This window comes from Chromatocurvus halotolerans, assembly GCF_004340525.1.
Taxonomy (GTDB): Bacteria; Pseudomonadota; Gammaproteobacteria; order Pseudomonadales; family Halieaceae; genus Chromatocurvus; species Chromatocurvus halotolerans.
Window position 1 is genome coordinate 105,735 of the sequence record NZ_SLWX01000001.1, and the last position, 18,405, is coordinate 124,139.

Sequence of the window (18,405 nt, forward strand, 5' to 3'; positions counted from 1 at the left end):
AGTCCCGCGGGGTGGTTGGATTACGAGCCGATGGACTTCAGCGTGCCCTTGGGCAACACCGCGTGGACATGAATGCGCTGAAACTTGAGATCGACGTTGTCCGCTACCGTCAGCACCATGTAATTGTCATCCAGGGTCTTGATGCGACCGAGAATGCCCGAACTGGTAACGACTTCATCACCCTTGGACAAGGCACCCACCATCTCCGCATGTTCTTTCTGACGCTTCCGCTGCGGCCGGATTGCGATAAAGTAAAAAAGAACAAACAGGCCGACCAGGAAAGCGATCTGGAAAAGTTCGCCGCCCCCGGCCGCAGGCTGTCCGGCCTGCGCGTGTGCTTGTGAGATGAAAAGGCTCATGAATGACTCTCCGCGGTTGTCGAGGTTTTTTGAGAAGGCGCGCAATGTAACCGGTTTGGCGAACCGGGGCAATTTGCCGCACCGGCTTCAGGTAGACGCCCTTCACTGTCCATTGCACTGGGCGCTGCCCGCCGATGTCGCTGTCAGCCCGCGCTGTCGAGACCGTGTTCGCGGATGACCGCGATAACGTCATCGTGGTGGGTCTTGGTCTTCACCTTGTCCATCACGTGCTTCAGCCGGCCATCCTTGCCGATCACGAAGGTGGTCCTGAGAATACCCATGAACTCGCGACCCATGAATTTCTTCAGGCCCCAGGCACCATATTTTTCGGCGACCGCGTGATCCTCGTCAGACAACAGCGTGAAGTTGAGGTCCTGCTTTTCTATGAACTTGCCCAGCCGTGCAACCGGATCGGGACTGACCCCGAGGACCACGGTATCGAGCTTCTTCAGCTCAGCCTGACTGTCGCGCAGGCCGCAGGCCTGCACGGTGCAGCCGGGCGTCATCGCCTTTGGATAGAAATACAGCACAACATTGTAGCTGTCTCTGAAATCCTTCAGGCTGACCTTGTGGCCATCCTGATCGGTAAGGGTGAACGCGGGGGCAAGATTGCCGACTTTGGGAAATGCCATGGAAGGCTCCTGTGACTGTCATTGATGTACGCGGTTGATAAAGCCCGCATGAAAACATGCCGGAGGACGCCGCAAGACCGCACCCTACCCGCCGGCGTCGCGTCGGCGCAAAATGGTTTCAACCTGTACGGGAAAGGCATCGCCCTCCTCGCGATCATGCAGATACGAGGCAAGGGCGCGGTACACCGACGGGAAAGCGAGTTCATCCCAGGGTATCTCTTCCGGAGCGAACAGCCGGGTATCGAGACTTTCCGGCCCTGCCCCGTGCGTGCCGTCAACAAGCGTACAGCGGTAAAACATGTATACCTGATTGATATAGGGAACATCGTAAACGCGATAGAGCGCAAGATCTGCCACCCGGGCCCGCGCCTCCTCCCAGGTCTCGCGTGCGGCCCCCTGCTCCGTGGTCTCGCCGTTTTCCATGAAGCCCGCCGGTAGCGTCCAGAACCCCTTCCTTGGCTCGATGGATCGGAGGCACAGAAGAAGGTGCCCTTCATACTCCGGCAAGCAGCCCACGATAATTCGGGGATTCACGTAGTGGACGGTGTTACAAGCGTCGCACACAGCGCGCTCGCGATCGTCGCCGTGAGGAATCCGGTAGCTGATGCCCGCGCCACAGGCGCTACAGAAATGCATCATGGGGAAACTCCATCGTGCAGCTGGCGATAGCCACCGCCAAAGAACACGAGTGGCTCGCCGGGCGCCCCGCGCCAGAAGCGCGTGACCCTGCCCACCAGAATCACGTGATCACCGCCAGGATGGACCGCGTCGAGGCTGCATTCAAAGCCGGCCAGGGCATCGACAATCAGCGGTGCGCCATTATCGCCCGGCACGTAATGACTGGCGTCCAGCTCATGTCCATCTTTCATGGCGTAGCGGTTGGAGTGGTCCTGCTGCGCACTGCTGAGCACATTGATGGCATATTCCGGCGCATTCACGAATTCGGTGTAGGTGTCGGCATCACGCTGCAGGCTCCACAGCACCAGCGGCGGATCGAGGGACACCGAGGCGAAGGAGTTTATGGTCAATGCCAGAGGACGCCCATCCGTCCCCTGTATGGTGACGAGGCACACCCCCGTGGCAAACTTTCCGAGTGTATCCCGCAGGTCGCGGGTATTGATCGTCATAGATTTTCCTTTCGCCAGCGTGCCGCACGTACTCTGTCCTGCGCCTTGGCTTCTACCCACGGTTCCCCGGGCAGCCCCAGCTCGCGCTTCCACAGCGTCGCGGTTGTCTTCAGCGTGTCCATAATGAATTCGCAGGCGGCAAAGGCTGCAGCACGATGGGACGACGACACACCGACCCACACGATACGGTCACCCACGTCGAGTGGACCAAAGCGATGCACGACGCGGGCGCATTCCACCGGCCAGCGAGCCGACGCGTCCACCAGAGACGCCTCGATGGTTTTTTCTGTCATGCCCGGATAGTGCTCGATACTGAGGCCGGTGAGCTGCGGGCGATTCGGATCGCGGCGGACGTAGCCCGTGAAGCAGGCGGTCGCCCCGATATCTGTGCTGCCACCGCGCAGCGCGTCTTCGAGGGCACCAGGATCGAAGTCAGCCTGCTGCAGACTTACAGAGAACATTGAACTCAGCCCCCGGTGACCGGCGGGAAAAACGCCACTTCGTCATCACAGGCCAGTGGCGCCGCGTCAGACACCACGGTCTGATTCACTGCACAGACCAGATTGGGCTGACCCAGAACCTCTTGCCAGGTCTCGCCCCCGCGCGAAATCAGCGCCTCGCGAAGGCTCTCAGTGGTCATCTCACCGGGGTCGGCAGAAACTTCCATCTCTGCGCATCCCAGGCGCTCACGGACGCTGGCGAAGAAAAGGACTTTCAAGATGACGCCTCGCCCGCCAGCGGATGGTGCCAGTCCCCGGAACGGCCACCGCGCTTGCTCAGCAGAAATGTCTCAGTGATCACCAGGCTCTTGTCGACCGCCTTGCACATGTCATAGATGGTGAGCGCCGCCACGGTTACCGCCGTCAGTGCTTCCATCTCGACGCCGGTTTTCGCACTCAGGCGACACTCCGCCTCCACGACCACACCCGGCAGCGCGTCATTCAACGACAGCTCGACCTCCACGCTCTCGAGCATGAGAGGATGGCAGAGCGGGATGAGCTCAGAGCAGCGCTTTGCGCCCTGAATGCCGGCAATTCGCGCGACCGACAGCACATCCCCTTTGGCGATGCCGCTCTCGCGCAGCTTGGCCAGGGTGGCGGGCTGCATTCGGACACTGCAGCGGGCACGGGCGCTGCGCTGCGTCACCGTCTTCTCGCCCACGTTGACCATGTGCGCAGCACCGGCGTCATCAAGGTGAGTCAGTCCAGACATGCCTGTCCTCGAAAAAATCACGGTGATGCAGTCTAACCAAGGCCAACAGGCGATGCCAGAAATACCAATTTGAGAAACATTGTGTCAGAGTTCGACACGCCATCCAGTCGCTGACAAGTCACCGCCGAGGAAGCCGTGTGAACAATAACAGTCATCAACGACCGGCAGACCAGTACAGCGCGGGCTACAAACGCTTTGTTCTGGTCATGCTGACCCTCGTATACGCCTTCAACTTCATTGACCGGCAGATCCTGGTGATTCTGCAGGAGCCGATCAAGGCGGACATGGATCTGAGTGATGCCCAGCTCGGATTGCTGAGCGGATTTACCTTTGCCGTCATCTATGTGTCCGCCGGCATTCCCATCGCCTACCTCGCGGACCGCAGCAACCGGCGGAACATCATTGCGGTTGCGCTGACCGTATGGAGCGGAATGACCGCAGTCTCGGGACTTGTCCAGAACTACGGCCAGCTGCTGCTCGCCCGGGTCGGCGTCGGTCTGGGCGAGGCCGGCGGCAGCCCGCCGGCGCATTCGATGATCAGCGATTACTATCCACCCGAGCAGCGCGGTACGGCGCTCTCGTTCTATTCCTCCGGCATCTACATCGGCATTCTGCTGGGCTATGCCTTTGGCGGCCTGCTGGCCGAAGCCTTCGGCTGGCGCGCGGCCTTCATGGTGGTCGGTCTGCCCGGCATTCTGCTGGCGGTGGTGCTGCTGCTGACCGTCAGGGAGCCGCCGCGGGGCCGCTGGGACGCGGCCTCCCGGGAGGACCACAAGCCGAGCTTCCGCGAAACCCTGGCACTGCTCAGGCAGCGTCCCGCCTTCTGGTTTATCGCCATGGGGTGTGCGCTGACCTCGTACGTGAGCTACGGCAACGGCAATTTCCTGCCTTCGCTGCTCATACGCAACCACGGGATGAGTGTCGCCGACGTGGGCCTGGTGCTCTCGCTGGTGGCAGGCCTGTCCGGCGCGATCGGCACCTTCCTCGGTGGCTACCTCGGAGACAGGCTGGGCGTGAATGACAAGCGCTGGTATGTCTATGTGCCGATCATGGGCGGGATCGCCGCGTTCATTCCCTACTTCTATGTCATTCTCAGTGAGAATACGACGGGGGTGCTGGTTGTGCTGGCCGGTGTCAGCATCGTCAATTCGCTTTACCTGGGCCCCAGCATCGCCATTTCCCACGCCCTGGTGCCGCCGCGCATGCGCGCCGTGACCTCCGCCATTCTGTTTTTTGTTCTGAACATGATCGGTCTCGGACTGGGTCCCTTTCTGACCGGGCTGGCGAGTGACCTGCTGGCACCGGTGGCGGGCGACCAGAACCTGCGCTATGCCATGGTAATTACCGGCAGCGTCGGCTTCATCGCCATTCTCATGTTCCTGATCGCCTCCAGACACCTGCTGGCGGACCTCGAAAAAACCGCACAGCGCGAGCGGGATAACGCCTGAGCAGCCACGAGTACGTTTCACATCTGATAACATGGCGCACTGACAGCGTCACAGGGAGTTGAATATGGGTATTGAAACCGGTGGTTTTTTGGGTCTTATCTGGCTGGCAATTGCGATTTACGCCATCATCAAGACAGTCCAGAGCTCTGCGGGAACCGGCGCCAAGGTTATCTGGACACTGGTGATTCTTGTCTTGCCTGTATTCGGGCTGCTCGCCTGGTTCATCTTTGGCCCCAAGGGCTGAACGCGCCGCACTGACTCATGCCCACACCCGCCTTCAGGCAACCCAGCGCACAGCGTGACGGGAATGGTGATCTGCGAACCATCGGCTTCGAGATCGAGTTCACCGGCCTGTCCCTGGCGGGTGCCATTGCCGCGGTCGAGGGCGCGTATCCCGCCACGCGGAAGAACGCGACCGCCGCCGCCTGCGATCTCGAGATTCGCGATTTCGGCGTCATCAGCGTGGAACTGGACTGGGAATTCCTCAAGCAGCAGGCCGAGGAATCCGGCGGCGTTGCCGCGGACGACTGGGTAAGCCTGCTCAGTCAGGCAGCAGAACTGGTGGTTCCGGTAGAGGTCGTCTGTCCCCCGCTCGCCATCAATCGGCTTGACGAGTTGCTGCCGCTCACGGAAGCCCTCCGGAAAGCCGGCGCCCAGGGCACCGGCAACTCCTTCATTGCAGCTTACGGGGTGCATATCAACCCGAGCTGTCCGGGGCTGGATAACGCCACGATCTGGAACTATCTTCGTGCGTTCAGTCTGCTGCAGTGGTGGCTGGTGGAAGCGCACGCCGTCGATCTGACCCGCCGCGCGAGCAGCTATGTCGATCTTTACCCGGAAGCCTACCTTCGGCAGCTTTTTTCAACGACAACGGCGCCGCAGACCACGCAGCTCATTGCAGACTACCTGTCACACAATCCGACGCGAAACCGGGCGCTCGACATGCTGCCGCTGTTCAGCGAGATCGACGCGGCTGCCGTGCAGTCAGCCGTGCCCGATGACCGCATCAAGTCGCGCCCCACCTTTCACTACCGTCTTCCGAACTGCCAGATCGATCGCGGTGACTGGTCGCTGGCCGACAGCTGGAATGTCTGGTGGACCGTCGACGAGCTGGCACAACGGCAGGAGGACCTGGATACACTCTCGGCACGCTATCTGGAACAGCATCGCGCAATCCTCGGCGTCAAACGCAACACCTGGGTAGCATATATGGACCAATGGCTGCACGACCGCGGGTTGGCGTAACCGGCGCTGCGCGACGCTGGGCTCCGGCCTGGTGGTGCACGCGGCTGGCACTGTGGATTGCCGGTGCCAGCGCGGTGCGTATCAGCGTGCGTCATGGCGACGGCGAAAGTGACTTTGATGCCCTGGTAATTGGCGGCGGAAATGACATCGGCCCCGAGCACTACGAGGGCGATATTCGCGAGCCGGTAAAAACGGACAAGGCCCGCGACGAACTGGAGATCCGCTGGATCCGCTATGCGCTGGACAATGACAAGCCGCTGCTGGGTATCTGTCGAGGAGCGCAGCTGATCAACGTGGTACTCGGCGGCAATCTGCACCAGGACATCCGTAAGATGCGGCGCAAGACCCATAACCGGCCCGGACTGCTGCCAACGAAGACCGTCACCCTTCTACCGCACTCGCAGATGGCGATAACCTGTGAGAGCCAGCGCCTGCGTGTCAACAGCCTGCATCACCAGGCGATCAGGGAATCGGGGAAAGGGCTGAAGGTTGTTGGCCGCGATCTCGACAATCTTGTGCAGGCCGTCGAGTCGACCACCGCAAAAAAGATCATCGGCGTGCAATGGCATCCAGAATACCTCTTCTACCTGAAAGCCCAGCGTGCCCTGTTCCGATGGCTGGTTGCGCAACCGGACACGCAATAATCCCATCAGCTACCGAATAAATCGCCACTTTCAAACCACGAGGCCTGACTCATGATGCAACGCCTGACTTGTGCAACAGGATTGACCGTTCTTCTCTGGCTCGTGCTTGGCAACGCCAGTGCACAACCACTACCCCAGGGGCAACCCGATTCGCTGGGGTTCTCCGAAGAGCGGCTGCAGCGGCTTACTGACCACCTGCAGCGGGCCGTGGATGACGGCATCATGGTCGGGGGTGAGGCACTGATCGCCAGACGCGGCGAGATCGCCTATCGCCAGACCTTCGGCATGCGTGATCGGGAAGCCGACATGCCCGCAACGACAGACACACTCTACCGCATCTACTCCATGACCAAGCCGGTGACGTCGGTTGCAATGATGATGCTGTATGAGGAGGGTCGGTTTCAGCTGAATGATCCGCTCGCACAATATCTGCCGGAGTTCGCCGGGCTCAAGGTTCTCGCTGCGCAAGCCGACAACGGCGACGCCACCCTGCGTGAGCCCGCGCGCGCCCCGACCATTCGGGATCTGCTGCGGCACACCGCGGGATTGACCTATGGTGTGTTCGGCAACACCCCGGTGGATAAAGCTTACCGTGAAACCGAACTTCTGCAGTCGCCCGATCTCGAGACCTTCACCCGTCGCCTGGCTTCACTCCCCCTGCTGTACGACCCCGGTGAAAGGTGGCATTACAGTGTCGCGGTCGACCTGCAGGGTCGGCTGGTAGAGGTCCTTTCCGGCAGCGCCTTTGATACCTTCCTTCGTGAGCGTATCTTTGAACCCCTGGGCATGCACGACACCGCATTTGTGCTGTCATCCACGCAGGCCTCGAGACTCGCCCAGCTGTACTCCCCCGAGGGCACGGAAATCAGCTGGAACGATCCCTGGAAACTCAGTCGCTCGCAGACATTGGAAGTCGCCGACCCACGCCTGAGTGAAGCGTTCATCGAGGGAGGGTATTTTGCCAGCGGCGGGGGTGGTCTGGTGTCGTCCACCAGCGACTATCTGCGTTTCAGCCAGATGCTGCTCAATGGCGGCGAACTTGATGGCACGCGGCTGCTGTCGCCGCGCACGGTGGAGCACATGCGTCGCAATCACGTTGCCGGCCTGGATACCGAGGGCCTGACCAGCGCCGGCGGATTCGGGCTGGGCGTGGCGGTAACACTGGACCCCGGCATCAGCGGGGAAATCGGCTCGCCGGGCAGCTATGGCTGGGGCGGTGCGGCTGGCACCCGCTTCTGGATTGATCCCGAGGAAGAAATCATCGCCATTTTCATGACGCAGAGCGTTCCCCACCAGACGCAGCTGGGAGACCAGTTCAGGACACTGGTCTACCAGGCGCTGATCGATTGAGCGGAGGAGCCGCGGCGCTGTCAGGCCACTAAGCCGCCAAAGGTCATCGCCAGCAGCAATGCCAGTGTGGCAGCGGCCGCTACGGCGAAAGGCCAGGATAACATCCGCTGCTCCAGTGCAGCGGCCATCGGTGCGACATGCCGCGCAAGCGCCTCCAGCGTCGCCAGGCCCCTGACACCCAAAGTCACGGACCGGGAAGCCAGCGTCGATACACGCTGGGCTGCGGCATCAAGGCGTGACTTTCCAAGGATACAGAGGGCAAACAGCAGGCAGAGAAAAATGGCTGCCGCTGGGATGGCCAGCAGACTGTAGCGTGCGCTCGCTGAGGACAGCAGCGGATCAACCAGCCGCACCACCGGCAGAACGCCAGACACCAGGGCCACACAGAGCAGCCCCGACGCCGCACCCGGACGCCACGCCGGCAGTCGGTCTGTGACGGGTACCAACAGTAAAAGCACCGCCACCTTGCTGCCGCCAGTGACCACCAGCAGGGCCGAGACAAAAGACACACCCTGCCCCTTGATCGCATAGGCTGTCCGCAGCTCGTCGAATTCGGCGGAAGATGCCTGTGAGTACAGTGAGACCAGCATCTCGAACAGGACCAGATCGCCCAACACCATAAGCGCCACCTGCACAGCGGCAGTCCGGGCATGAGCGGCGCCGTGGGCGATCAACAACAACGCGACGGTACCGTAGCCCGCCATGGCAACGCCGGAATAGAACAGCGCCGCATCCCGGGCGAGAGCCGCCACTGCCAGACCGAGACCCGCGACTGCATGAAGTACTAGCGTCCGGCCCCGGCGTACTGGCGCAGGGCCGCGCAACAGCCACAGGCCAAAGATGAGCCAGAGTATGGCAAGCGTCGCCAGCAGGACCCAATCCAGGGGCCCTGCCGCCAGGCCGCTACCAAGAAGCACGGTATCCAGGGGCCAATGGAATGTCGGCAGGGATACTGTCACGGGTCGAGAAACTCCCGCACCACCACCAGCTTTGCCCATTCCTGCGGGCTGAAAGGTACCGATGCCAGCAGACCCGCGGCGAGCGCCAGCGATGCTGTGATAACCGGGGGTATAAGCAACGCAAGCGAGGTCTCGGCACGGGGGTAGTGCCGCTCCTGCGGCCAGTCGCCCTCAGGCTCCAGGAACCAGGCCCGATACAGTATCGGCAGGAAGTACAGCGCATTGAGGGCACTGCTGCCTGCCAGGACCAGAAGAACCCAGTCAGCGCCGACTTCCATGGCGCCGAGGCCCAGGTACCATTTGCTGATGAACCCCGCGACTGGGGGCACGCCGATCATTCCCAGAGAGGCTACCGTGAACGCGGCCATCGTCCACGGCATGCGTCGCGCGACACCGTTCATCTCGCTGATCCTGTGAATACCGAGGGTTTCGGCGAGGTTTCCGGCGCAGAAGAACAGCGTGATTTTCATGAGCCCCTGGTGCACCAGGTGAACGAGTCCTCCAACACTGGCAATCGGACCGACCAGGGCGACCCCGAGCGCGATATACGACACCTGGCTTACCGTGGAATAGGCCAGGCGCCGTTTCAGGTCATCCTGGAACAGCGCGCGCACGGAACCATAGATGATGGTCGCGCTGGCCAGCCAGGCGAGCGGCATCATTACGCCCAGGGTAGCGGCAAACTGGATACCGAAAATATCGTAGACCACCCGCACAATGCCGAACGCCCCGGCCTTCACCACGGCCACGGCGTGCAGCAGTGCACTGACGGGCGCCGGCGCCACCATCGCCTTGGGCAACCAGCCGTGCAGCGGCAACAGCGCCGCCTTCACCCCCAGCCCGCCCATGAGAAGAACGAAGATAATGATCAGCGCCTTGTGATCACCGACATCCAGGTCACTGACGATGCCCTGTGGCCGGAACTCCAGCGTGCCCGTCAGCGTGTAAAGCCAGACTGCGCCAAGCAGTAGCAGGACCCCGCCAAGCACCGTATACAGCAGATAGGCCTCACCCGCCCGTCGTGCCACCGGGGTTCCGCGATGCACGACAAGGGGATACGTGGATAGCGTCAGCATTTCATAGAACAGAATGAAGGTCAGCAGATTGCCCGCCATGGCAACGCCGACAGTGGCGGTCACGCACAGGCTGAAGAACCCGAAAAAGCGACTGCGGTGTGGCGACTCTTCCAGATAGCCGACCGCGTAGATCGTTGTAAGAAACCACAGCTGCGCAGACAGCGTGATGAAGAGCAGTGACAGCGCGTCCGCTCGCAGGATAAGCGGCAATCCGGGCAACAATTCAAAGCGGGTTTCAAACGCCGCGTCGTGATAGACACCCCAAAGCATCAGCGCAACGAGCAACAGCTTGGAGAGCGCGCCCAGGAGGTTAAGCGCAGTGCGCAGGCGCACGCTCTCTTCCGCCAGCGCAAAGATGATCAGGCCGGGCAGCAGCGAGCTGGCGACCAGTGCCAGCGGCAGCGTCGAACTGAAAGCCGGACTAATAATCATCGCGACGTCCAGGCACGAAGGGCTCACCAATGATCAGAAAGTCCAGAGTCGTTGTCGCAAGGAAGCCGAGAACGATAGCGCCAATCGCCAGCATCAGTGGCGCCCACTCCATCGTGCGTGCGACCGCCCGGGGCTCGCCCAACGGCGTACCGCTGGTAAATATATGCTCCAGCAGTTTGAAGACATAAACCGCTGCAAGGACGCCGCCAAGAAGCAGGACCAGGGCGATCGGCCAGTTCCCCTGCTCCAGCGAAGCCTGCAGCAGCAGCCACTTGCCGCTGAAGCCGCCACTGGGGGGCAGGCCCATGATACTCACGCCCGCCAGCCCAAGCGCCGCCGCTGTCAGCGGCATGCGCTGCACCACGCGATCCAGATCGCGGATCCTGTCGTGGCCGGCGAAAGCCAGCAGGTTGCCCGCCGCCATGAACATCGCTGCCTTGGCCAGAGCGTGCGCAATCACCAGCAGAACAATCGCTCCCCAGACCCGGCTGCCACCCGCGGCGACCAGCGGCAGGGCGAGGAAAAAGTAGCCCAGCTGCGCGACCGTGGAGTACGCCACCAGCATCTTGGCCCGCTGCTGCAGAATGGCCTGCAGCGAGCCCCACAGAACCGCAACGCCGCCCAGGATCCCCAGAAGCCAGGCAACCCCATCGCCAAGAGCGGGAAACACTTCAATCCACAGGCGCAGAAGAATGTAAAACCCCACCTTCACTACCAGGGCAGACAGCGCCGCGCTGACCGGCGCCGACGCACTGGAGTGGGCACCCGGCAGCCAGAAGTGAAACGGAAACAGGGCGGTCTTGAGCAGCAGGCCCACCGCCATCAATGCAAACGCCGCGGCGGCCACCGACGCGGGAATCGGCGCCTCGCCCACCAGCACCATGTCAACACTGCCAGTGCTGTGATAAAGCAACGCAACGCCCAGCAGATAGGACATGGATCCCAGTAACGTCGTCAGCAGGTAACGCATGGCCGCCACCAGCGCCTCGCGCTGGCCGCGCATGGCGGTCAGGGCAACGGCGGCTATACCGACCAGTTCCAGGGTGACGTACAGATTGAACAGGTCACGCGACAGGAAAAGTGCATTCATCGCCGTCAGCAGCAATAGCCACAGGGGCCAGAAGTGCCGGGCCGCCGCCGCGGAGAAATATGCCGCGGAATACGCGCTGATACCCAGCGACACCAGCGCCGTCATCGCCAGCATCGTCGCCGATAGGCCGTCCAGGTACAGGTCTATGCCCAGTGGCGCCCCCCAGCCACCCACCGAGTGCTGCCAGGGCCCGGTAATGCCGAGACGGCCAATCGACCCGGCCACGAGAGCGAGGTTGCCAGCGACAACGGCAACACCCACCGCTGCGCGCCTCGATGCCAGCAGAAAAACCATAATGCTGCCGACCAGCGGCAGCAGGATCAGCCACACAGGCTGCACCAGGAGGGAAACACCCGACACCTACTCGTCCCCGGTGTCCGTCAGCGTTGCGCTGCCTGTGGCATGTGCGACGCGCAGCATCAGCCGCAAAGCGAGCGCCGTTGCCGATACCGCAACGACAATACCGGTTATGACCATGGCATGGGGCACGGGATCCACCCCATCGGAGCGTCGCGCAAGCGCCACAAGCACGACAAAAACACCGCTGCCCATAATATTAAGCGCCAGAATGCGGGGCAGAAGGTGCTGCCGGACGCCCAGCGCATACAGACCGACGAAAAACAGACCGATGCCCACGAGTGCGTACAGCTGTGCTGGTGTCACGCGCCGCCACCGAAACGCGGCGTGCCGGCAAACAGGGTGTGCAGGGTGACCGCAATCGACAGCATGGCAAAGCCTTCAACCAGTAATATCAGCGAACCCGCCATGTCCCTTGGGTACTCAAGGAACTGCCCCCCCAGGAGCATACTGGCAAGGCCGACGAGCAGAAAAACCAGGACGCCCGGGACAAGCAGTACCTCACCAATGCGCTCGACCCGCCGACTGCGCCAGCCGGGGTCGCAGAGACTGAGCAGAACCCCTGCCCCGGCCAGAACCGCACCGCCCTGGAACGCGCCACCGGGCGAATAGGCACCCACCCACAGAAGGTATGCCGCCACCACAATCAGCACGGGCACCAGGAACGCAACGAGCTCCGTGAGCACGTCGATGTCAGTATCCAGCGGAGCCTCATCGATGCTGTCGCTCAGACCCCACGCACCAAACAGCGCCAGCAACAGCACGACCAACTCGAGAAACGTGTCATAGCCGCGGAAATTCAGCAGCACCGCGGTAACGGCGTGATCAACGCCGGACTGAGGCAGCTGCGCCATTACCTGCGACCGAAGTGCACTGCCGGTTCCCGGTATCTGCAGGACAACACTTGCCAGCCCGAAAGCGAGCACTGCCAGCAAACCCGCAAACGCCCAGCGCACAACCCCGGTCACCGGCCCTCCTCCTGACCCGTCCGCGGCCGCTCAAGCCTCGCCAGCGCAGACATCAGCAGCGCGCCGGTGAGACCGGCGCCGATGGCGGCCTCGGCCATCGCGACATCCGGCGCCTCAAGCCGCATCCAGGCAATCGCCATTAGCAGGCCGAAAGCCACAAACAGCACAACTGACTCAAACAGGTTGCGCGTGAAAAGACAGCGCCAGGCGAGCCACAGAAGTGCTGCGCCAAGGGCAATGTCAAACGCCCAGCTCACCAGCGTCATCCCGACCATGGCTTCTCCCCCCGGCGCAGGCTGTCGCGGGCAACGAGGTGGGCAACGCTGGAGCTGGTAACGAGCACCAGGAGCCAGACCAGAGTCATCTTACCGGCTGCCGCCGGCGACCCGGACTGCAGCGAGAGACCAGCAATCACCAGCCCCAGACCCACGTTATCTGCCTTGGTCAAGGCATGCAGACGTGAGTAGACGTCGGGAAAACGCAGCAATCCCAGCGTGCCTGCAAGAAAAAAGAAGCCACCCAGCAAGAGGCATCCCGAGGCCAGCCACGCCATCACTCGGCGTCCCTCGCCGGCGATGTTCGGCGAACAAAGGCCACGGCAGTCACGGCACCCAGCAGGGCAAAAACCAGGGCGACATCGCGCAGCGCCGGGAGAGACTGCCACTCCGCATGCAACAGGAGTATCGCCACCGCGGTGGTAGCAAACAGCTGTGAGGTCAACAGACGGTCCGCGGGCGTGGGTCCGACCACAAGTCGCCAGAGACCGGCCAGCAGGTTGGCAAGCAGAAAGAGTGACAGCGGTATCAGAAGTGTCTCAGTCACGAGACGCCCCTGGGAAGATTCCCGCCATGGTCTTCTCCAGGGCGGCGAGCTCCGCCGGGTGATCCCTGCCGTCGTCAAGCACATGAACGGTCAAGCGATCGCCCTTAAGCGTGGCCGACAACGTGCCGGGCAGGAGGGATACCGTGTTCATGAAAACCACGCGCGACGCGCCCGGCGGCAGAGTAAGGTCGTGACTCACCAGCCCCGGAGATATCGGGAGGCCGGCGGCCAGGGTTCGCCGCGCAACGTCGAACGCGGCCACGACAGACCGCAGAAGAAACACCGGAAGAAACCGCAGCAGTGGGACGATCCGGATCGACGTGCCTCGCCCACGGAAATCACTGACCAGTGCCGCAAACAGGACCGCCGGAACGCCAACCACCAGGGACCCCGGGTCTGCTCCGGTCAGTATCAACCACAGACCACCGAGCACTGCGGCCTGTCTGATTACCCCTGTCCATGACAAGCCGGAAATCTCCGCCATCTACCTGTCTCACCGGTGCAAGAAGCGTATTAACAGCATATACGCAGGCGCAGTCGGCGGTCAAAACCGTCGCGGCTTAGGCGGCTGTCGGAACGAAGCGCAGGGCCACACCATTATTGCACCAGCGTTCGCCGGTCGGCTCAGGGCCGTCCTTGAACACGTGGCCCTGATGCCCGCCGCAGCGCGTGCAATGGTACTCCGTGCGCGGCCATATCAGCTTGAAGTCGCGCTTGGTTTCCATGTGCTCCGGAATCACCGTGAAGAAACTCGGCCAGCCGGTGCCGCTGTCGAATTTCATGGCGGATGTGAACAGCGGTAGATCGCAGCCCGCGCAAAGATAGAGGCCGTCGCGTTTCTCATCATTGAGCGGACTGGTGAAGGGTCTTTCCGTGCCCTCCTCCCGCAGCACGTCATAGGCAGCTGAGCCCAGCCGCTCGCGCCAGGCATCCTCGTCCAGGCTGATCTTGTCGGCGGGGGATGGAGATTCCATTCCCTCCGCCAGGTAATCTCTCCAGGTTTCCTGCATAGTTTCAATCATCTCCTTGGTACGGCGTGACCAGGCAGGCAGGGCGGCCATCGCCAGCGCCATGCCTGTCAGTCCCAGCAGACTGCGCCTGCTGATATTTTTTCCGTGTGACACGCGAAAGCCTCCGACACATCGTGTGACTGTCAATGGTAACGGATTTGATTCCCGCCAGCGCTATCTTCCGCAGCAGAGGCGACAAGCCGCGCCGCGCCTTGTTATAGTGGAGAGAATTATCGTGTAGCGAGCGCCGGCAGCCACCCATCAACCGTTGTGCGGCGCAGTCATTCCCGAAACATGAGGAATCCGAATGAAACTCCTGATACCCATGATCCTGACCGTGCCGCTACTGGCGGCGTGTGCCTCCCAGCCACCGGTCCCGAATGAGGAACTCGCTGTCGCCAGATCCGCTGTGGCCAATGCAGAAGACGCCGGCGCGCGCGAGCACGCCGAACTCGACCTGCGCCAGGCGCGCCAGAAACTCGAACAGGCAGAGCAGGCGCGTCAGACGGGTGACAACCAAACCGCTTTGCAGCTGGCGCAGCAGGCGGAAATGGATGCTCGATACGCGGCATTCCGAGCGCGCAGCAAACGCGCAAGCGAAGCGGTTGAAGAACTGGAGCGCGGCATCGCCGAGCTCAGAACCGAAGTGGCACGCACACTTGAGCAATCGACCCCGGGAGATCGCCAATGACAGTATTCCGATTTTTTGCCACCCGAACGACTGCCCTGGCCTTCAGTCTTATTCTGGTTGCGTGTGCGACCACGCCGGACCCCAATCCCGCGCTTGAGCAGGCCCGGACCAGTGTCGCGGCAGCAGCGCAGGACTCCGAGATATCCCGGCTCGCGGTGGTGGAACTGAGGCGGGCGCAGGAACTGCTCGAGTCCGCCGAGACTGCCTGGAAACAGGGTGCCACGCAGGACGTCGTGTCGCACCAGGCCTACCTCGCCGAGCGCCAGGTCGGCATTGCCGCCGAATCGGCGCGCGGTCGCGGTCTCGACAACCGCGTGAGTGAGTTGCGCAGCGAACGGGAGCGTGTCCAGCTCGAAGCCCGGGCGGCTCGTGCAGAACGGGAGGCGGCTCTCGCCCGTGCCGATCAGTCTCGCGCCGAGGCCGCTCGTCTCGCCGAGGAAGCCCAGCGCATGCGCGCCGAACTCGAGGCCAGCGAAGCACAGGCACTGCGTGAACAGGCCCAGCGCGAGGCGGAAACGGCACGGGCCGAGCGCATGATGGCAGAGGCGCGTGCCGAGGAGCTGGAGCGTGAAACCCGCGAAATGCGCGAACAGGCCGAGCGACTGCAGCAGCAGGTCGCCGACCTGGAGGCACGTCCCACCGAGCGTGGACTCGTGCTGACACTCGGGAGCGACGTTCTGTTCGACGTGGATAGCGCTGACCTGCGCGGCGGTGCCGAGCGCACGATCGAGCAGATTGCTGCCTTCCTCGCCGAGTACGGTGAACGACAGGTCCTCGTGGAAGGATTCACCGACTCCACCGGTGCGCGTGACTACAACCTCGGACTCTCTGAGCGTCGCGCCGATGCCGTGAAAGCTGCGCTGATCGAACGCGGCGTGGAGGAAGAGCGCATCCGCACCCGCGGCTTTGGTCCGGACTACCCGGTTGCCTCTAACGACAATCAATCAGGGCGACAGCTGAACCGTCGCGTCGAGGTCGTGATCTCTGACGACGAGCAACAGGTCCCGGAACGCGAGTCTTGACCTGAACAGGGCGGGCATCAATCTGTGTTGTGCACGCCCTACAGCTCCCGCACAGGGCGCAGCACGCATCAGCAGGACCAGAAAAAGAAGTCGAACGAGCGGAGCCAACAATGTCCATGAGGTTATTCAGGCGTGCATCCTGCACGGGATTGTTTCTCGCCCTGGCCATGTCTGCGGGCTGTCAGCGGGCACCGGATGTTGCGGCCACTGCCCGGGAGGCTGCAACCGGGCCAGTCCCGATCAACGCGTTCTTCGAAGAGGTTTTCGAGCGTGAACTCTCCAGGCACCCGGTGATGCAATCGCGGCTCGGCTATCGGACCGAGCGCCTGGGTGAGTGGGACGATGTGTCCGATGAGGCGCATGCCGCGCGAGTGGCGCGGACACGCGATGATCTGGCACGTCTTGAAAGGGATTACGATTACGCTTCTCTGGACCCCGCAGAGCAGCTGAGCCATGACCTCTTCATGTTCAACGGCAAGCGCCTGATCGCGGACAGTGACTTCCGTCGACATGCCTACGTGGTTGACCAGTTCAACGGACAGCTGACAGACCTCATCACCGTACTGCAGAACAATCACCCGATCGACACCAGGGAGGACGCCGAAGACTATATTTCTCGCATTGCCGGACTTGAGGGCGTACTGCTCGATTATGTGAAGCAGCTAAAGGACCGCGCCAGCTTTGGCGTTGTGCCTCCGGCTTTTTCCTTCCCGGCAATCATCACTGACGCTACCCGTATCGCTTCGGGCGCACCCATCGACGACGCGTCATCTGAAAACACGGTTTATGCCGATTTTCGCGACAAGCTGGCAACGCTACCCCTTGGATCCGCAGACCGCGAGGCGTTGCTGCAAGACGCCTCTGCAGCGCTGAACGGTCCCTTCAGGCGGGGTTTTGACGCGCTCATCAACGAAGTCAAGCGTCAACAGGGGCTGGCCGACAGCAATCACGGAGTCTGGGCACTCCCCGATGGAGATGCCTATTACCGAAATCGGATTCTGCATCACACCGCCCTGTCGCTGTCGCCCGACGACATCCACCAGATCGGTCTTGACGAGGTTGACCGCCTGCACTATGAAATGCGGGGCACCATTGGCGAGGTGGGCTTTGACGGCGACCTGCGCGAGTTTTTCGAGTTCATCCGCGACGATCCGAACAATTATCACGAAGACTCAGATGCGGGCAGAGAGCAATTCCTGGAAAATGCCCGGGCCCAGATCACAGAGATCTATTCGGTTGTCGATGACTACTTCAACGCGCTGCCAGAGGCCGACCTTGTGGTGCGCCGCGTTGAACCCTGGCGCGAGAACTCAACCAGCATCGCATTCTATAATCGGCCATCGGCTGACGGCAGCAAGCCCGGTATTTATTACGCGATTCTCGCTGACATGAGCAGCGTCCAGAAGTATGTATTCACCGCAATCACCTATCATGAGTCGGTGCCGGGCCATCATTTCCAGATTGCCCTGGCACAGGAGCTCGATGGCCTGCCGCGCTTTCGCAGGCAGTCAGGCTACGGCGCGTTCACCGAGGGCTGGGCGCTGTATGCAGAGCAGCTCGCACGGGAAATGGGCTTCTACCAGAACCCCTACGACAACTTTGGCCGCCTGCAGAATGAACTCTGGCGCGCGGTGCGGCTTGTTCTCGACACAGGCATCCACGCGAAAAAGTGGAGCCGCGAAGAGGCGATAACCTATTTCCGCGAGAACACGCCGCTATCTGAGGGCGATATCGTCACGGAGGTAGAGCGATTCTTTGTCAATCCCGGACAGGCGCTCGGGTATAAGCTTGGCATGATAAAGATTCTGGAGCTGCGGGAACTCGCCAGACAGGAACTTGGCGAGAGGTTCGACATCCGCGACTTTCACGACGCGGTGATCGGAGCGGGATCGCTCCCGCTGCCGCTCCTCGAACGCAGGGTAAAAGACTGGCAGAGACAGGCCGTAGACAGCCATTGACCG

The 18,405-nt window shown here is 62.0% G+C and carries 25 protein-coding genes; 8 read left to right on the forward strand and 17 right to left on the reverse strand.

Translation table 11 applies throughout. The features are described 5' to 3' along the window. Positions 1–20: 20 nt before the first annotated feature. The 7 genes from yajC to moaC all read right to left on the reverse strand — a co-directional run bounded on the left by yajC (position 21) and on the right by moaC (position 3,330). Positions 21–359: a preprotein translocase subunit YajC gene (gene yajC, locus EV688_RS00445; protein ID WP_117316299.1), complete on the reverse strand. Its 339-nt coding sequence runs from the start codon at positions 357–359 to the stop codon at positions 21–23. A 143-nt stretch (positions 360–502) separates the two neighbouring features. Continuing rightward, positions 503–991 carry a thioredoxin-dependent thiol peroxidase gene (bcp, locus tag EV688_RS00450; protein WP_117316301.1) on the reverse strand — a complete coding sequence of 163 codons (489 nt, stop codon included), beginning with the start codon at positions 989–991 and terminating at the stop codon, positions 503–505. 84 nt (positions 992–1,075) lie between these two features. Continuing rightward, positions 1,076–1,630: an NUDIX hydrolase gene (locus EV688_RS00455; RefSeq protein WP_338065928.1), complete on the reverse strand. Its 555-nt coding sequence runs from the start codon at positions 1,628–1,630 to the stop codon at positions 1,076–1,078. Beyond that, positions 1,627–2,118, reverse strand: a complete 492-nt coding sequence (locus EV688_RS00460) for a flavin reductase family protein (protein ID WP_117316304.1) — start codon at positions 2,116–2,118, stop codon at positions 1,627–1,629. The genes EV688_RS00455 and EV688_RS00460 overlap by 4 nt, the downstream gene beginning before the upstream one ends. After that, positions 2,115–2,579 carry a molybdenum cofactor biosynthesis protein MoaE gene (locus EV688_RS00465; protein ID WP_117316306.1) on the reverse strand — a complete coding sequence of 155 codons (465 nt, stop codon included), beginning with the start codon at positions 2,577–2,579 and terminating at the stop codon, positions 2,115–2,117. The genes EV688_RS00460 and EV688_RS00465 overlap by 4 nt, the downstream gene beginning before the upstream one ends. Positions 2,580–2,584: 5 nt before the next feature. Beyond that, positions 2,585–2,836, reverse strand: coding sequence for a molybdopterin converting factor subunit 1 (gene moaD / locus EV688_RS00470; protein WP_240624284.1), 252 nt, complete (start codon positions 2,834–2,836; stop codon positions 2,585–2,587). Then, positions 2,833–3,330, reverse strand: a complete 498-nt coding sequence (gene moaC / locus EV688_RS00475) for a cyclic pyranopterin monophosphate synthase MoaC (protein WP_117316309.1) — start codon at positions 3,328–3,330, stop codon at positions 2,833–2,835. The genes moaD and moaC overlap by 4 nt, the downstream gene beginning before the upstream one ends. A 137-nt stretch (positions 3,331–3,467) precedes the next feature. On the opposite strand from moaC, the gene EV688_RS00480 reads away from it, so the two are divergent. From EV688_RS00480 to EV688_RS00500, 5 genes are all read left to right on the forward strand, one after another. Then, positions 3,468–4,778: a spinster family MFS transporter gene (locus EV688_RS00480; protein ID WP_240624285.1), complete on the forward strand. Its 1,311-nt coding sequence runs from the start codon at positions 3,468–3,470 to the stop codon at positions 4,776–4,778. A gap of 64 nt (positions 4,779–4,842) precedes the next feature. After that, on the forward strand, positions 4,843–5,022 hold the full coding sequence (locus tag EV688_RS00485) for a PLDc N-terminal domain-containing protein (protein WP_117316311.1): 180 nt from the start codon (positions 4,843–4,845) through the stop codon (positions 5,020–5,022). A gap of 17 nt (positions 5,023–5,039) precedes the next feature. After that, positions 5,040–6,023: an amidoligase family protein gene (locus EV688_RS00490; RefSeq protein WP_117316313.1), complete on the forward strand. Its 984-nt coding sequence runs from the start codon at positions 5,040–5,042 to the stop codon at positions 6,021–6,023. Continuing rightward, positions 5,996–6,667, forward strand: a complete 672-nt coding sequence (locus EV688_RS00495) for a gamma-glutamyl-gamma-aminobutyrate hydrolase family protein (RefSeq protein WP_117316314.1) — start codon at positions 5,996–5,998, stop codon at positions 6,665–6,667. Before EV688_RS00490 ends, EV688_RS00495 begins: the two co-directional genes overlap by 28 nt. 51 nt (positions 6,668–6,718) lie before the next feature. Then, positions 6,719–8,017, forward strand: coding sequence for a serine hydrolase domain-containing protein (locus EV688_RS00500; protein WP_205686558.1), 1,299 nt, complete (start codon positions 6,719–6,721; stop codon positions 8,015–8,017). 20 nt (positions 8,018–8,037) lie between these two features. Here the strand turns inward: EV688_RS00500 and EV688_RS00505 are convergent, their stop codons facing one another. From EV688_RS00505 to msrB, 10 genes are all read right to left on the reverse strand, one after another. Continuing rightward, complete coding sequence (locus EV688_RS00505) at positions 8,038–8,976, reverse strand: hypothetical protein (protein ID WP_117316316.1); 939 nt, start codon at positions 8,974–8,976, stop codon at positions 8,038–8,040. Next, positions 8,973–10,484, reverse strand: a complete 1,512-nt coding sequence (locus EV688_RS00510; RefSeq protein ID WP_117316318.1) for a proton-conducting transporter transmembrane domain-containing protein — start codon at positions 10,482–10,484, stop codon at positions 8,973–8,975. The genes EV688_RS00505 and EV688_RS00510 overlap by 4 nt, the downstream gene beginning before the upstream one ends. Then, a complete protein-coding gene (locus tag EV688_RS00515) occupies positions 10,474–11,934 on the reverse strand; it encodes a complex I subunit 5 family protein (RefSeq protein WP_205686559.1) in 1,461 nt (486 codons plus the stop codon). Before EV688_RS00515 ends, EV688_RS00510 begins: the two co-directional genes overlap by 11 nt. Then, positions 11,935–12,237, reverse strand: a complete 303-nt coding sequence (locus tag EV688_RS00520; RefSeq protein WP_117316320.1) for an NADH-quinone oxidoreductase subunit K — start codon at positions 12,235–12,237, stop codon at positions 11,935–11,937. It abuts the gene before it with no gap. Further along, positions 12,234–12,899: an MnhB domain-containing protein gene (locus tag EV688_RS00525; RefSeq protein WP_205686560.1), complete on the reverse strand. Its 666-nt coding sequence runs from the start codon at positions 12,897–12,899 to the stop codon at positions 12,234–12,236. Before EV688_RS00525 ends, EV688_RS00520 begins: the two co-directional genes overlap by 4 nt. Next, a complete protein-coding gene (locus EV688_RS17520; protein WP_205686561.1) occupies positions 12,896–13,174 on the reverse strand; it encodes a Na(+)/H(+) antiporter subunit B in 279 nt (92 codons plus the stop codon). The genes EV688_RS00525 and EV688_RS17520 overlap by 4 nt, the downstream gene beginning before the upstream one ends. Further along, positions 13,162–13,452 carry a monovalent cation/H(+) antiporter subunit G gene (gene mnhG, locus EV688_RS00530; RefSeq protein WP_117316322.1) on the reverse strand — a complete coding sequence of 97 codons (291 nt, stop codon included), beginning with the start codon at positions 13,450–13,452 and terminating at the stop codon, positions 13,162–13,164. Before mnhG ends, EV688_RS17520 begins: the two co-directional genes overlap by 13 nt. Further along, entirely contained in the window at positions 13,452–13,721 is a 270-nt protein-coding gene (locus tag EV688_RS00535; protein WP_205686562.1) for an MrpF/PhaF family protein, read from the reverse strand. Before EV688_RS00535 ends, mnhG begins: the two co-directional genes overlap by 1 nt. Then, positions 13,714–14,205 carry a Na+/H+ antiporter subunit E gene (locus EV688_RS00540; RefSeq protein ID WP_117316326.1) on the reverse strand — a complete coding sequence of 164 codons (492 nt, stop codon included), beginning with the start codon at positions 14,203–14,205 and terminating at the stop codon, positions 13,714–13,716. Before EV688_RS00540 ends, EV688_RS00535 begins: the two co-directional genes overlap by 8 nt. 76 nt (positions 14,206–14,281) lie before the next feature. Then, a complete protein-coding gene (gene msrB / locus EV688_RS00545) occupies positions 14,282–14,845 on the reverse strand; it encodes a peptide-methionine (R)-S-oxide reductase MsrB (RefSeq protein WP_240624287.1) in 564 nt (187 codons plus the stop codon). Between the two features lie 193 nt (positions 14,846–15,038). On the opposite strand from msrB, the gene EV688_RS00550 reads away from it, so the two are divergent. From EV688_RS00550 to EV688_RS00560, 3 genes are all read left to right on the forward strand, one after another. Next, a complete protein-coding gene (locus EV688_RS00550; protein ID WP_117316328.1) occupies positions 15,039–15,422 on the forward strand; it encodes a DUF4398 domain-containing protein in 384 nt (127 codons plus the stop codon). After that, positions 15,419–16,444, forward strand: coding sequence for an OmpA family protein (locus tag EV688_RS00555; protein ID WP_117316330.1), 1,026 nt, complete (start codon positions 15,419–15,421; stop codon positions 16,442–16,444). The genes EV688_RS00550 and EV688_RS00555 overlap by 4 nt, the downstream gene beginning before the upstream one ends. Positions 16,445–16,554: 110 nt before the next feature. Further along, entirely contained in the window at positions 16,555–18,402 is a 1,848-nt protein-coding gene (locus EV688_RS00560; RefSeq protein ID WP_117316332.1) for a DUF885 domain-containing protein, read from the forward strand. The last annotated feature ends 3 nt before the right edge of the window (positions 18,403–18,405 follow it).

What these genes read in the sequence shown, in the direction of transcription:
- EV688_RS00465 (WP_117316306.1), bottom strand. Translation starts at nt 2,579, where the DNA reads ATGTTCTCTGTAAGTCTGCAGCAGGCTGACTTCGATCCTGGTGCCCTC.
- EV688_RS00490 (WP_117316313.1), top strand. Translation starts at nt 5,040, where the DNA reads ATGCCCACACCCGCCTTCAGGCAACCCAGCGCACAGCGTGACGGGAAT.
- EV688_RS00560 (WP_117316332.1), top strand. Translation starts at nt 16,555, where the DNA reads ATGTCCATGAGGTTATTCAGGCGTGCATCCTGCACGGGATTGTTTCTC.
- EV688_RS17520 (WP_205686561.1), bottom strand. Translation starts at nt 13,174, where the DNA reads ATGGTCGGGATGACGCTGGTGAGCTGGGCGTTTGACATTGCCCTTGGC.
- EV688_RS00510 (WP_117316318.1), bottom strand. Translation starts at nt 10,484, where the DNA reads ATGATTATTAGTCCGGCTTTCAGTTCGACGCTGCCGCTGGCACTGGTC.
- EV688_RS00495 (WP_117316314.1), top strand. Translation starts at nt 5,996, where the DNA reads ATGGCTGCACGACCGCGGGTTGGCGTAACCGGCGCTGCGCGACGCTGG.
- EV688_RS00455 (WP_338065928.1), bottom strand. Translation starts at nt 1,630, where the DNA reads ATGATGCATTTCTGTAGCGCCTGTGGCGCGGGCATCAGCTACCGGATT.
- EV688_RS00550 (WP_117316328.1), top strand. Translation starts at nt 15,039, where the DNA reads ATGAAACTCCTGATACCCATGATCCTGACCGTGCCGCTACTGGCGGCG.
- moaC (WP_117316309.1), bottom strand. Translation starts at nt 3,330, where the DNA reads ATGTCTGGACTGACTCACCTTGATGACGCCGGTGCTGCGCACATGGTC.
- EV688_RS00485 (WP_117316311.1), top strand. Translation starts at nt 4,843, where the DNA reads ATGGGTATTGAAACCGGTGGTTTTTTGGGTCTTATCTGGCTGGCAATT.
- yajC (WP_117316299.1), bottom strand. Translation starts at nt 359, where the DNA reads ATGAGCCTTTTCATCTCACAAGCACACGCGCAGGCCGGACAGCCTGCG.
- EV688_RS00555 (WP_117316330.1), top strand. Translation starts at nt 15,419, where the DNA reads ATGACAGTATTCCGATTTTTTGCCACCCGAACGACTGCCCTGGCCTTC.
- mnhG (WP_117316322.1), bottom strand. Translation starts at nt 13,452, where the DNA reads ATGGCGTGGCTGGCCTCGGGATGCCTCTTGCTGGGTGGCTTCTTTTTT.
- EV688_RS00460 (WP_117316304.1), bottom strand. Translation starts at nt 2,118, where the DNA reads ATGACGATCAATACCCGCGACCTGCGGGATACACTCGGAAAGTTTGCC.
- EV688_RS00500 (WP_205686558.1), top strand. Translation starts at nt 6,719, where the DNA reads ATGATGCAACGCCTGACTTGTGCAACAGGATTGACCGTTCTTCTCTGG.
- EV688_RS00540 (WP_117316326.1), bottom strand. Translation starts at nt 14,205, where the DNA reads ATGGCGGAGATTTCCGGCTTGTCATGGACAGGGGTAATCAGACAGGCC.
- bcp (WP_117316301.1), bottom strand. Translation starts at nt 991, where the DNA reads ATGGCATTTCCCAAAGTCGGCAATCTTGCCCCCGCGTTCACCCTTACC.